This window comes from Microbispora rosea (assembly GCF_044460045.1).
GTDB lineage: Bacteria > Actinomycetota > Actinomycetes > Streptosporangiales > Streptosporangiaceae > Microbispora > Microbispora rosea.
Genome location: NZ_JBITJO010000003.1, coordinates 76,944 through 89,549, shown reverse-complemented (window position 1 = coordinate 89,549; position 12,606 = coordinate 76,944). Strand labels below are relative to the sequence as shown.

The 12,606-nt window shown below is 71.3% G+C and carries 12 protein-coding genes; all 12 read right to left on the bottom strand.

What is annotated here, in order from left to right:
- Nucleotides 1-10 precede the first annotated feature (10 nt).
- The 12 genes from ACIBK1_RS12865 to ACIBK1_RS12810 all read right to left on the bottom strand — a co-directional run bounded on the left by ACIBK1_RS12865 (nt 11) and on the right by ACIBK1_RS12810 (nt 12,573).
- Nucleotides 11-274 carry a phosphoribosyl-ATP diphosphatase gene (locus ACIBK1_RS12865; RefSeq protein WP_030507281.1) on the bottom strand — a complete coding sequence of 88 codons (264 nt, stop codon included), beginning with the start codon at nt 272-274 and terminating at the stop codon, nt 11-13.
- A gap of 162 nt (nt 275-436) precedes the next feature.
- Nucleotides 437-1,402 carry an acetylxylan esterase gene (locus ACIBK1_RS12860; RefSeq protein WP_030507282.1) on the bottom strand — a complete coding sequence of 322 codons (966 nt, stop codon included), beginning with the start codon at nt 1,400-1,402 and terminating at the stop codon, nt 437-439.
- A 289-nt stretch (nt 1,403-1,691) separates the two neighbouring features.
- Nucleotides 1,692-3,515, bottom strand: coding sequence for an alpha/beta fold hydrolase (locus ACIBK1_RS12855; protein WP_396734569.1), 1,824 nt, complete (start codon nt 3,513-3,515; stop codon nt 1,692-1,694).
- Between the two features lie 246 nt (nt 3,516-3,761).
- Nucleotides 3,762-5,450: a DEAD/DEAH box helicase gene (locus tag ACIBK1_RS12850; RefSeq protein ID WP_030507284.1), complete on the bottom strand. Its 1,689-nt coding sequence runs from the start codon at nt 5,448-5,450 to the stop codon at nt 3,762-3,764.
- A gap of 514 nt (nt 5,451-5,964) precedes the next feature.
- Entirely contained in the window at nt 5,965-6,354 is a 390-nt protein-coding gene (locus ACIBK1_RS12845; RefSeq protein ID WP_030507285.1) for a metal-sulfur cluster assembly factor, read from the bottom strand.
- Nucleotides 6,355-6,421: 67 nt separating this feature from the next.
- Nucleotides 6,422-6,859, bottom strand: coding sequence for a Fe-S cluster assembly sulfur transfer protein SufU (gene sufU, locus ACIBK1_RS12840; RefSeq protein WP_030507286.1), 438 nt, complete (start codon nt 6,857-6,859; stop codon nt 6,422-6,424).
- A gap of 3 nt (nt 6,860-6,862) precedes the next feature.
- Complete coding sequence (locus tag ACIBK1_RS12835) at nt 6,863-8,125, bottom strand: cysteine desulfurase (protein ID WP_396734566.1); 1,263 nt, start codon at nt 8,123-8,125, stop codon at nt 6,863-6,865.
- On the bottom strand, nt 8,125-8,877 hold the full coding sequence (sufC, locus tag ACIBK1_RS12830) for a Fe-S cluster assembly ATPase SufC (RefSeq protein ID WP_076441416.1): 753 nt from the start codon (nt 8,875-8,877) through the stop codon (nt 8,125-8,127). Before sufC ends, ACIBK1_RS12835 begins: the two co-directional genes overlap by 1 nt.
- Before the next feature lie 6 nt (nt 8,878-8,883).
- Nucleotides 8,884-9,213, bottom strand: coding sequence for a non-heme iron oxygenase ferredoxin subunit (locus ACIBK1_RS12825; protein WP_030507289.1), 330 nt, complete (start codon nt 9,211-9,213; stop codon nt 8,884-8,886).
- Nucleotides 9,210-10,334, bottom strand: a complete 1,125-nt coding sequence (gene sufD, locus ACIBK1_RS12820) for a Fe-S cluster assembly protein SufD (protein WP_396734563.1) — start codon at nt 10,332-10,334, stop codon at nt 9,210-9,212. Before sufD ends, ACIBK1_RS12825 begins: the two co-directional genes overlap by 4 nt.
- Nucleotides 10,334-11,746 (bottom strand): Fe-S cluster assembly protein SufB, encoded by a 1,413-nt coding sequence (gene sufB, locus ACIBK1_RS12815; RefSeq protein WP_030507291.1) that lies wholly within the window; start codon nt 11,744-11,746, stop codon nt 10,334-10,336. The genes sufD and sufB overlap by 1 nt, the downstream gene beginning before the upstream one ends.
- Complete coding sequence (locus tag ACIBK1_RS12810) at nt 11,743-12,573, bottom strand: helix-turn-helix transcriptional regulator (protein ID WP_081903426.1); 831 nt, start codon at nt 12,571-12,573, stop codon at nt 11,743-11,745. The genes sufB and ACIBK1_RS12810 overlap by 4 nt, the downstream gene beginning before the upstream one ends.
- Between the last annotated feature and the right edge of the window lie 33 nt (nt 12,574-12,606).

The window sequence follows — 12,606 nt, the reverse complement described above, 5'->3', positions numbered from 1 at the left end:
GCCGTGGCGGCTACAGATGCTTGTAGACCTCGTCCAGCCCGATTCCGCGCGCCAGCATCAGGACCTGGACGTGATAGAGCAGCTGCGAGATCTCCTCGGCCGCCCGGTCCGCCGACTCGTGCTCGGCCGCCATCCAGCTCTCCGCGGCCTCCTCGACGACCTTCTTGCCGATGGCATGGACGCCGGCGTCCAGGGCGGCCACGGTGCCGGACCCCGCGGGCCGGGTGCGCGCCTTCTCTGCCAGCTCGGCGTACAGCTCTTCGAAGGTCTTCATGGTCTCTCTCGGATCGTGGGCGTGCGCCTTCAGGGTATCGGCCCCAGGGTAGTCGCGGGGGCGGGCCGCCGCTCCCCGCGTCCACCCTGCGAGATCGGCCCCACTCCCGGGCTCGATTCCCGGGAGATCGGCCCCCGGGGGATCGGGCCTCGGGGATCGGGCTCAGCCGAGGATCTTCCTGGCCAGCCTGAGCTGCTCGAGCGCCTGCTGCGACTCCCCGCCCTCGTGACCGTTGAACGGCCAGACCGTGATGTCCTTGGGACCGGCGTAGTGGTTGTAGGCCGCGAACACGGTCGAGGCCGGGGTCACGCCGTCGCGCAGGGCCACGGAGAACCGGGCGGGCGTGCGGGCCCGCGCGGCGAAGTGAAGCCCGTCGAAGTAGTCGATGGTCGCGAAGATGTCCTCGACCCGGGTCCTGTGGATGCCGCAGAACCGGCCCAGCTCGCCGTACGGCTCCTCGTCGGTGATCTCGACGGCGCGCCGGATGTCGCACATGAACGGCACGTTGACGAACGCGTAGGCGAGGTCCGGCACGAGCGCGGAGGCGGCCAGCGCCATGCCGCCGCCCTGGCTGCCTCCGGTCACCACGACCCGCGCGGCGTCCACCAGGGGGTGCGACCTGGCCGCCTCGACCGCGCGTACGACGTCGGTGTAGAGCCGCCGGTAGTAGTAGTCGTCCCGGTCGAACACGCCCTGGGTGAGCTTGCCGGGGATCTGCGCGCCGTTGCCGCCCACCGGATCGGGGGTGTCGCCCGAGCGCCAGGTGCCGCCCTGCCCGCGCGTGTCCATCACAAAGGTCGCGTATCCCGCGGCCGGCCACAGCAGCCAGTCGTGCGGCCGGCCGCGGCCGCCGCCGTACCCGATGAACTCCACCACGCACGGCAGCGGGCCGGACGCGCCCGCGGGCGCGATGAACCATCCCTTGATCGGATGCCCGCCGAATCCCGAGAACGTCACGTCGGCCACGTCGACCAGCGCGAGGTCGGCCTCGTACGGCTCGAAGACAGGGTTCAGGTCGTGCGTGCGGGCCTCGGCCAGCGTGCGGTCCCAGAAAGCGTCGAAGTCGGCGGGCTCCCGGCGCTCCGGCAGGTACGCGCGCAACTGGTCAAGGGGCATGTCGACGAACATGGGGGCTCCCGTGAGGTGGTGGGCCTGGGCTCGTGTACGCCGCAAGGTTACACAAGTGCCCTGTTTCAGACTTCTGATCCGATTAAGAGCCATTCGCCGGAATCCGGCTCACCATCTTTCCCGCCGTTCACCTGCGTGATCACGCCCTGAACGGCGTGACGCCCGGATTGACGGGATGAAACACCCTCTCGAAACTCATCCGGTTCAGTGCCGACTCTGCACGTGGCCCACCGGCGGCGACGAGAGCGCGGCCTTCCGATCGCCTTCTTCCTCACCTTCCGGCGCTCTTTCACCCGCGGGATCGTGCTGAGCGGCCTGAAGGGCCGACGGCCGATGCGCCCGGGGATCGATTCCCCGCGCCGACGGCTCGGGCGACCTCCTGCGGGTGCGTCAGCTGGGGGTGATGACCGGCCTCCGGGATCACCGTCACGGCGGCCCGCGGGAGCGTGTCCAGAAGGGCCCGTCCTTCCGGGCTGAGAGGGTCGCGGGAGCCCACGACGACATGCACGTGCCCCGGGTAACGTGCCAGCTCGGCCCGGAGGTCCGCCCGCCACCGGGACGACGCCGCGGCGGTCAGGAGCCGGGCCGCGGTTGCGGCGGCGCCGCGGCGCAGATCCGCCACGCTCGATTCGAGGGCGGCCGCGAGCGCCGGGTCTCCGGTGAGCCGCTCGGCCAGCGCCCGGGACGAGACCCGGCCGAGATACCGGCGGGCCAGAAGCCGGGGGGTGGAGGCCGGGCGCGCCTGGAGGAAGAAGGGGGCCACGAGCGTGAGCCGCTCCACCGCGTCCGGACGGGCGGACGCCGCCTCCACCGCCGCCGCGGCGCCGATGGAGTGACCGACGATGTGACGCGCGCCGGTCTCGGTGACGAGGGCCGTCAGCCAGGACGGCCAGTCGTCGCGATCCCCCGCGCTCATCCCCAGCCCCGGCAGGTCGGCGGCGCGGGCCCGGCCCAGCGCCGCGACGACCGGCGCCCAGGTGTCGGCGTTGACCGGCAGACCCGGCAGCACCACCGTGGGCGCGCCCGGCTCGCCGAGCTCGAACGTCCGCACCCCGCCCGGAGCGGTGAACCGTCTGCCGCCGGCGGGGACGTCCCCGAACCGGCTCGCCGCCAGATGGTCGGCCCAGCGGCGGATCGTCGTGGCGGTGTCCGGCATGGTCAGGCCGTGGCGAGCGGCGAAGTCGCGCGCCGAGGCGGTGGGATAGCGGTCGCTCGACAGGAACGTCAGCGTCTCCGGATCCGCCTTCGTGAGCCGGCGGGGCAGGCGCTTCACCACGGCCACCGGAACCCGCGCCCGGGGCGCCGTGACCCGGTAATGCTCCGCGACGAGCGCGATCAGGCCGGGCAGCGTGGGCGTCTCGTCGTCCAGCAGCCAGTAGGAGGCGCGCTCGGCGGCCTCGTCCACCGGCAGCAGGGTCATGAACCGGGCGAGGTGGTCGACCGCGACCACGGGCACGAACGTGCGCGCGTTCCCGGGCACCGCCGGGAGATCGCCCTGCCAGAGGTCGCGCAGGGTCGACGCGAGCCCGAGGTACTGGCCGGCCTCGCCGGTGACGCTGTCGCCGATGACGCTGGCCGGGTTGACCACCGACCAGGGCACGCCCAGCCGCTCCGCCTCGGACCGGAAGACGGCGTCCGCCTCCACCTTGGACGCCTCGTACGCGCCCAGGGCCCGGTAGGTCGCCCGCCGCCGCTCCTCGCTCCAGGGACGGGGGTCCTGCCCGCCCACCCGATACCCGGAGACGTGGACGAGGCGGCGCAGCCGCGGCAGTCGCGCCGCGAAGGCGACGACCGCGCGGACGCTGTCGACGTTGGCGCGGCGCGCCTCGTCCGCCGTCATGCCGAACCGGTAGGCGCCGGCGCAGTTGTAGACCTCCGTGACGTCGCCGAGCTCCCCCTCGACCGGCGACGCCTTGGTGAAATCCACCCGGAGGTCGGCCGGAGCCTCGTCGTGCCCGTGCTCGGCCAGCCAGCGGGCGAGCCGCCGGTAGGACTCGCGGCTCCGATTCGCCGTGCTCACCCGGACGCCCGCTTGCCCGAGCGCGAGGACCAGATGGCGCCCGACGAAGCCGGTCGCGCCCAGGACCAGCGCGTGCCTCTCCCCGGCGCTCACGGCGACACCTCCGTACGCTCTGCCCGGGTCGCCTCGCCGTCCAGGGGCGCCCGCCTGCCGGGGGATGCACCGTTGCCGTGGGATGCTGGCCGGGCGCCGGTCCCGTGGGCCATGATTCCGATCATGCATGCCACACTAGACCGGTCTACATAGTTTGCGTCAAGCACGGCCCCATACGCCACCGGGCCGCCCATAAGGACGGCCCGGTGGAGGTGCGGTGTTTCAGGCAATCATGGTGATGACGACTCAGCGGCCGGTGAAGCGGCTGCCGCGGCCGCGGCGTCCGCCACGGCCGCCGTCGCCGCCGTAGCCTCCGCGTCCGCCCTGGCCACCGTAACCACCCTGGCCACCGTAACCGCCGTAGCCTCCGCGCCCGCTCTGGCCGCTCTGGCCGCCCTGGCCGCCGTAACCGCCCTGGCCGCCCTGGCCGCCGTAGCCGCCCTGACCGCCGTCGCCGCTGTATCCGCCGGCCTGGCCGTGTCCGGACTGGCCGCCGTGCCCACCCGTACGGCCACGGTGGTGGCCGCCGCGCGACTCGGTGCGGCCCTCGGCCCAGCCGTCGCCGGTCCGGGGACCGCGGGACCGCTCACCCTGCTCGGACCGCCTGCGCCGGCCGTCCCCGTCACCGGGGCGGTCGGTGCCGCGAACACGGTCGCCGCCGTGCCGCCTGCGGCCCGGCGCCCGGTCGTCCCGCGCGGGCCGCAGCGGCCTGCGCACGTCGGGCTCCCACACCGGAACGGCCTCGCCGCTCGGCCGCCTGGCCCCGGCGATCTCGGCCAGGATCGGGTCGCCCGGCGCCACCCGGTGACGGGACGGGGTCACCCCCGCCTTTCGGGTCATCGACTCGGCGGCGCGGCGCTCGCTCGGCAGGACCAGCGTCAGCACCACGCCGCGCTCGCCGGCGCGGGCCGTACGGCCGCCGCGGTGGAGGTAGCTCTTGTGGTCGGCCGGCGGGTCCACGTGCAGCACGAGGCTCACGTCGTCCACGTGGATGCCGCGGGCGGCGACGTCGGTGCAGACCAGCACGCCGATCCTGCCCTCGCGGAACCCGTCGAGGATGCGGGTGCGCTGGTTCTGCCGCTTGCCGCCGTGCAGGCCGCCCGCGCGGACCCCCGACCGGGCGAGTTGCTTCACGATGCGGTCCACCCCGTGCTGGGTGCGGACGAACAGGATCGTGCGGCCGTCCCGGTTGGCGATCTCCGCCGTCACGTCCACCTTGTCGTCACGGTGCACCTGGAGCAGGTGGTGCTCCATCGTCTCCACCGAGGAGGTGGCCGGATCCAGGGAGTGGATCACCGGGTCGGTCAGGAAGCGCGTGACCAGCGTGTCCACGTCGCCGTCGAGCGTCGCGGAGAACAGCAGGCGCTGCCCGTCCGAAGGCGTGCGGGCGAGCAGCGCGCTGACCACGGGCAGGAACCCGAGGTCGCACATGTGGTCGGCCTCGTCGAGGACGGTGATCTGGACATCGTCCAGCGCGCACTCGCCCTGCTCGATGAGGTCGGTCAGCCGGCCGGGCGTGGCGACGACGATGTCGACCCCCCGGCGCAGGTCCTCGATCTGGCGGCCCATGGACATGCCGCCGACGACCGTGCGGGTGCGCAGCGACAGCCCACGGCCGAGCGGTTCGAGGGTGTCGGCCACCTGCAGGGCCAGTTCGCGGGTGGGCACCAGGACGAGGGCCCGAGGCCGGCCGGGGCGCGCCTTCTCCCCCGCGATCCTGGTCAGGGTGGGCAGGCCGAAGGCGAGCGTCTTGCCGGAGCCGGTCTGGCCCCGGCCGAGGACGTCATAGCCGGCGAGGATGTCGGGAATGGCCGCCCGCTGGATGGGGAACGGCTCAGTGATGCCCTGCCGGGCCAGCCCCGCCACGAGCGGCTTGGGCAGACCCAGCAGTGCGAACTCGGCGCGGGTCTCGGTGCCCTCACCGAGGTCAAGCATGGTCACGAAATCGTGCCTTTCGTAGAAAGAACGTGCCGGAACACGTGGGCGCGTCACTTCTGCGAAAGGACGAGCCGTTACACGTACGGCGAGCGAGCCGTACCGATCGGGGCGCCGAGGGCCGGAAAGTGAGCGGCCTACGCCCGAGTGATGCCGTGAGCGCGTCCCGCAGAAGTGGAGACCGCCGGGTGGCGGCATCCCACGGACGCCCGACACTCACGTCGCACAATGCAAAGCAAAGAACAACTGTACGGCATTCCCGCTCCGCGACGGCGATTCCGCGGGCGGACGGCGGCGGGGCGCCGTATCACGGGCGCCGTGTCACGGCACCGCATCGCGACCGCCGCGTACCGAACGCCGGATCGTGAGCACCCCATCGTGAGCACCGCATTGTGAGCACCGCATTGTGAGCACCGCATTGTGAGCACCCGGGGGGGACGACCGGCGGAACGCGTGTGTCCGGGGCGCGAGGCCCCGGACACACGGGTGGCAGGACCGGACCCGGTCCGGCCGGTCAGACGTTGAAACCGAGCATGCGAAGCTGGTCGCGGCCCTCGTCGGTGATCTTGTCGGGACCCCACGGCGGCAGCCACACCCAGTTGATGACCACGTTGGAGACCATGTCGGCGAGCGCCGAGTTGGCCTGGTCCTCGATCACGTCGGTCAGCGGGCAGGCGGCGCTGGTCAGCGTCATGTCGATGGTGGCGATCGGGCGCTCGCCCTCGCCGGCCGGGTCGAGGTTGACGCCGTACACGAGGCCGAGGTCCACCACGTTGATCCCCAGCTCGGGGTCCACCACGTCCCTCAGCGCCTCGACCACGTCGTCGAGGGAGGTCTCCCCGTCGTAGGTCCCCGTCGGCGCCTCGGTCACGGTGCCCGTCGGGGTCTCGGTCGGCTTGCTCACGTCGTCTCCTCACCTCGCGGCGCCCGCGGCGCGGCGCCGTAATTCCCAACGCGGCCGGGGCGGCCGGTCATCCCTGGCTCCTCATCAGCGCGTCCTTGTAGGCCATCCAGGCCAGCAGCGCGCACTTGACGCGGGCGGGGAACTTCGCCACACCGGCGAAGGCCACCGCGTCGCCCAGCACGTCCTCGTCGGGATCCACCTGGCCCCTGCCCTGCATGAGCCGGGTGAACTCCTCCACCACCGACAGCGACTCCTCCACCGTGGAGCCGGTGGCGAGCTCGTGCAGCACCGAGGCGGCGGCCTGGCTGATGGAGCAGCCCTGACCGTCGTAGGACACGTCGAGCACCTTGCCGCCGTCGGCCACCTTCACGCGCAGCGTCACCTCGTCGCCGCAGGTCGGGTTGACGTGGTGCACCTCCGCGTCGTACGGATCACGCAGTCCCCGCCCCTGGGGATGCTTGTAGTGTTCCAGGATCAGCTCCTGGTACATGGATTCACCGATCATGGGTCAGCCGAACACCTTCTGCACGTGGTGGAGGCCGCGGACCAGTGCGTCGATCTCGGCCGTCGTGTTGTACAGGTAGAAAGACGCCCGCGTGGTCGCCGGAATTCCGAACCTGAGGTGGAGCGGCCGGGCGCAGTGGTGACCTACCCGCACCGCGATCCCGTACACGTCGTCGAGGATCTGCCCCACGTCGTGCGGGTGGATCCCCTCCAGGGTGAACGAGATCGTGCCGCCACGGGCGATGGGCGTGCGCGGGCCGATGATCCTCAGCCCGGGGACCTCCGGCAGCGCCTCCAGCGCGTACGCGACCAGTTCCTTCTCGTGCGCCTTGATCTGGTCCATACCGACGGCGGTCAGGTAGTCGGCCGCGGCGCCGAGGCCGATCGCCTCGACGATGGGCGGCGTGCCCGCCTCGAACTTGTGCGGCACCGGCGCGTACGTCGAGTGGTCCATCCAGACCGCCTCGATCATCTCGCCGCCGCCGAGGAACGGGGGCATGGCGTCGAGCAGCTCGCGGCGGCCCCACAGCACGCCGATGCCGGACGGCCCGACCATCTTGTGCCCGGTGAACGCGACGAAGTCGACGCCCAGCTCGGTCACGTCCACGGGCTGGTGGGGCACCGACTGCGAGGCGTCGAGCATCATCAGCGCGCCGACCTCGCGCACGCGGGCCACGATCGGCGAGACCGAGTTGACCGTGCCGAGCACGTTCGACTGGTGCGTGATCGAGACGATCTTCGTGCGCTCGTTGACGAGCTCGTCCAGGCCCTCGATGTCGAGGCGGCCCTCGTCGGTCACCGGGAACCAGCGCAGCGTCGCGCCGGTCCGCTGCGCGAGCAGCTGCCACGGCACGATGTTGGAGTGGTGCTCCATCTCCGAGATGACGATCTCGTCGCCGGGGCCGATCCGGAACCGCTCGTCCTCGCCGACGGGGTTGCCGAAGGCGTACGCCACGAGGTTGAGGGCCTCGGAGGCGTTCTTGGTGAACACGATCTCGTCGCGCGACGGGGCCTTGACGAAGGCGGCGATCTTGTCGCGTGCGGCCTCGTACGCCTCGGTCGACTCGCTTCCCAGCACGTGCAGCGCCCGGCCGACGTTGCCGTAATGCCAGGTCAGGTGGTCGCGCATGGTCTCGACCACCTGGGTCGGCTTCTGGGAGGAGTTGCCGGAGTCGAGGTAGACCAGCGACCTGCCTCCGGAAAGTTCGCGGCCGAGGACCGGGAAGTCCTTCCTGATCCTCTCCACGTCGAAGCCGGGCGCACTCATCAGGCGGACGCCGCCTTCGAGGTGTAGGCCTCGTAGCCCTCGTTCTCCAGCTTGTCGGCCAGCTCGGGACCGCCCTCCTCCACCACGCGCCCGCCGGCGAAGACGTGGACGAAGTCCGGCTTCACGTAACGCAGGATGCGGGTGTAGTGGGTGATCAGCAGCACGCCGGTGTCGCCGCTCGCGCGGAACCGGTTGATGCCCTCGGACACGACGCGCAGGGCGTCGACGTCGAGGCCGGAGTCGGTCTCGTCCAGGACGGCGATCTTGGGCTTGAGCAGCTCCAGCTGGAGGATCTCGTGGCGCTTCTTCTCACCGCCGGAGAAGCCCTCGTTGGTGTTGCGCTGGGCGAAGGCCGGGTCGATGGACAGCGCGTCCATGCCCGACTTCAGCTCCTTGGCGAACTCGCGCAGCTTGGGCGCCTCGCCGCGGACCGCGGTGATCGCCGAGCGCAGGAAGTTCGACACGCTGACGCCGGGCACCTCGACCGGGTACTGCATGGCGAGGAACAGGCCGGCGCGGGCGCGCTCGTCCACCGACATCTCCAGCAGGTCCTCGCCGTCGAGCAGCACGGAGCCGGAGGTGACGGTGTACTTGGGGTGCCCCGCGACGGCGTACGCCAGCGTGGACTTGCCCGAGCCGTTCGGGCCCATGATGGCGTGCGTCTCGCCGCTGCGGACCGTCAGGTCGACGCCGCGCAGGATCTCCTTGTCGCCCACGGCGACGTGCAGGTCACGAATCTCAAGGGTGGACACTTGTATTTACTCCTTCGAGAGCGAGACGTACACGTCGTCGCCTTCGATCTTGACTCGGTAGACGTTGACGGGCCTGGTCGCCGGCGGCCCGGTGGGCTTGCCGGTGCGCAGGTCGAAGCAGGAGCCGTGCAGCCAGCACTCCAGCGTGTGGTCGTAGACCTCGCCCTCGCTGAGGCGGACCTCGGCGTGGGAGCACACGTCGTGCAGGGCGAAGACCTCGCCGGCGGTCCGCACCAGCGCGACGGGCGTCTCCCCGACCTCCAGCCCGAGGACGCCGCCGTCCGGGATGTCGCCGACCTGGCAGACCTTCTCCCAGTGGGCGGTCTCGGCGTTCATCGGGCCAGCTCCGCCTCGACCGCGGACATGACGCGCTCGCGGATCTCCGGCACCTCGATCTTCTCCAGCAGTTGGGCGAAGAAGCCGTGGATGACCAGGCGGCGGGCCTCGTCGAACGGGATGCCGCGGGCCTGCAGGTAGAAGATGTGCTCGTCGTCGAGGCGGCCGGAGGCGGACGCGTGGCCCGCTCCCGCGACCTCGCCGGTGAGGATCTCCAGGTTCGGCACCGAGTCGGCGCGGGCGCCGTCGGTGAGGATGAGGTTGCGGTTCAGCTCGTAGGTGTCGGTGCCCTCGGCCTCGGCCCGGATGATCACGTCGCCGATCCAGACCGCGTGGGCGGCGTCGCCCTGCAGCGCGCCCTTGTAGGTCACGTTGCTGCGGCAGTTGGGCACGCTGTGGTCCACCAGCAGGCGGTGCTCCAGGTGCTGTCCCGCGTCCACGAAGTACAGGCCGGTCAGGTCGGCGTCGCCGCCCGGGGCGGTGTACGACACCGAGGGCGACAGCCGTACGAGGTCGCCGCCGAGGGTGACCACGAACGAGCGGAACGTCGCGTCCTTGCCGAGCCGCGCGTGGTGGTGCGAGACGTGCACGGCGTCGTCGTCCCAGTCCTGCAGGCTGACGACCTTGAGCGTCGCGCCCTCAGCCACGTCGAACTCGACGTTGTCGGCGTAGACGGCGCTGCCGCGGTGGTCGAGGACCAGCACGGCCTCGGCCATCGGCTCCACCGACACGAGGATGTGCCCGTAGGCGGCGGCGCCCGCCCCGGACCCCCGCAGCGTGATCACGGTGGGCCGGGAGGCGGCCGTCATCTTCGGCACCGTGACGACGGTGGCCTTCTCGAACGACGAGTAGGCCTGCGCGCTGACCCGGTCGGCCGGCGTGTAGGCCTTGCCGAGCCGGGCGTCGTCGCGGCCGACGGTCTCGACGCGCACCTCGGGCGCGGCCTCGACGTCGACCACGACGCCGCCGGTGACGGCGGCCGTGCCGTTGTGCAGCCCCTTCAGCCGCGACAGCGGCGTGAAGCGCCACTCCTCCTCGCGGCCCGTCGGCACGGCGAAGTCGGTCACGTCGTACGACGACTTCTCGTGCAGCGTCGACAGCGGCTTGGTCTCCAGGCCCATCAGCCGACCGCTCCTTCCATCTGCAGCTCGATCAGGCGGTTGAGCTCCAGGGCGTACTCCATGGGCAGCTCGCGGGCGATCGGCTCGACGAAGCCGCGCACGATCATGGCCATCGCCTCGTCCTCGCCGAGGCCGCGGCTCATCAGGTAGAAGAGCTGGTCCTCCGACACCTTGGAGACCGTGGCCTCGTGGCCCATCGACACGTCGTCCTCGCGGACGTCCACGTAGGGGTAGGTGTCGGACCGGCTGATCTGGTCGACCAGCAGCGCGTCGCACTTGACGGTCGAGGCCGAGCCGGCCGCGCCCTCCTCGATCTGCACCAGGCCCCGGTAGGAGGTGCGGCCGCCGCCGCGCGCCACGGACTTGGAGATGATCGTCGAGGACGTCTTGGGCGCGAGGTGCACCATCTTGGCGCCCGCGTCCTGGTGCTGGCCCTCGCCGGCGAAGGCGACCGACAGCGTCTCGCCCTTGGCGTGCTCGCCCATCAGGTAGACGGCCGGGTACTTCATCGTGACCTTGGAGCCGATGTTGCCGTCGATCCACTCCATGGTCGCGCCCTCGTACGCCACGGCGCGCTTGGTGACCAGGTTGTAGACGTTGTTCGACCAGTTCTGGATCGTCGTGTAGCGGCAGCGGGCGCCCTTCTTCACGACGATCTCGACGACCGCCGAGTGGAGCGAGTCGGACGAGTAGATCGGCGCGGTGCAGCCCTCGACGTAGTGGACGTAGGAGTTCTCGTCCACCACGATCAGGGTCCGCTCGAACTGGCCCATGTTCTCGGTGTTGATCCGGAAGTAGGCCTGCAGCGGGATCTCGACGTTCACGTTCGGCGGCACGTAGATGAACGAGCCGCCCGACCACACGGCGGTGTTGAGCGCGGCGAACTTGTTGTCGCCCACCGGGATCACCGTGCCGAAGTACTCCTTGAAGAGCTCCTCGTGCTCACGCAGGCCCGTGTCGGTGTCGACGAAGATGACGCCCTTCTCCTCGAGGTCCTCACGGATCTTGTGATAGACGACCTCGGACTCGTACTGGGCGGCGACGCCGGCGATGAGGCGCTGCTTCTCCGCCTCCGGGATGCCGAGCTTGTCGTAGGTGTTCTTGATGTCGGGGGGCAGCTCGTCCCAGGACGCCGCCTGCTTCTCCGTCGAGCGGACGAAGTACTTGATGTTGTCGAAGTCGATGCCCGTGAGGTCGGAGCCCCAGGTCGGCAGCGGCTTCTTCCCGAACAGCCGAAGGCCCTTGAGGCGCAGGTCGAGCATCCACTCCGGCTCGTTCTTGAGCGCGGAGATGTTGCGGACGACCTCTTCGGACAGCCCACGACGGGCCGTGGCCCCCGCCACGTCCGTGTCGGCCCAGCCGAACTTGTAATTCCCGAGGCCTTCCAGCTCCGGGCGGTCGGTGACAGTCACCTTCCGGACTCCTTGCTCGTCGATGTGCTCGATAGATGTGCGGCCGATAGACCGGTGGTGGTCGATGGATCGGCGGTCGTCGAATCGGGACGCGCGTGCCGTGCGGCCAGCGCGTGTGAACTCACGTGGGTGGTGCAGACCCCGTCGCCGTTGGCGATCGTGGCCAGGCGCTGCACCGGCGTGCCCAGCAGCCGGGCGAACGCCTCGGTCTCCGCCTCGCACAGCTGCGGAAACTGCGCCGCGACGTGCGCGACCGGGCAGTGGTGCTGGCACAGCTGCTCGCCGCCCTTGCCCGTCGCGGACGCCGACGCCGCGTAGCCCTCGGCGGACAGCGCCTCGGCCAGCACGCGGACCCGCTGCTCGGCGGGGACCTCGCGCATCAGCGCGTCAAGCCGGCCCACCAGCCCGGACACCTGCGCCCGCGCGAACTCCGACACCGCCCCGCCGCCGAGCCGCTCGGCCAGGAAGCGCAGCGCGCTGCCCGCGAGGTCGTCGTAGGCGTGCACGAAGGCGCTGCGGCCCGCATCGGTGATCGCGAACATCTTCGCCGGCCTGCCGCGCCCCCGCTGGCCGCGCGGGCGGGCCGTACGAGGCTCTATCATGCCCTCGGCCAGCAACGCGTCGAGATGGCGGCGCACCGCGGCCGGGGTAAGCCCGAGCCGCTCGCCGAGCGCCGCCGCCGTCACCGGGCCGTGCTCCAGGATGAGCCGCGCCACCCTGGCGCGGGTGCCGCGCTCGGCGGTGATGTCCAGGTGCACAGGGGACGCCGGAACGGGCCGTGTCACCACGGCCTTCTCGGCGCTCTGCTTCCCCTGCACGTTTTTCACAACATCAGTGTGCCGTAATTCCTTCCCCGGCGA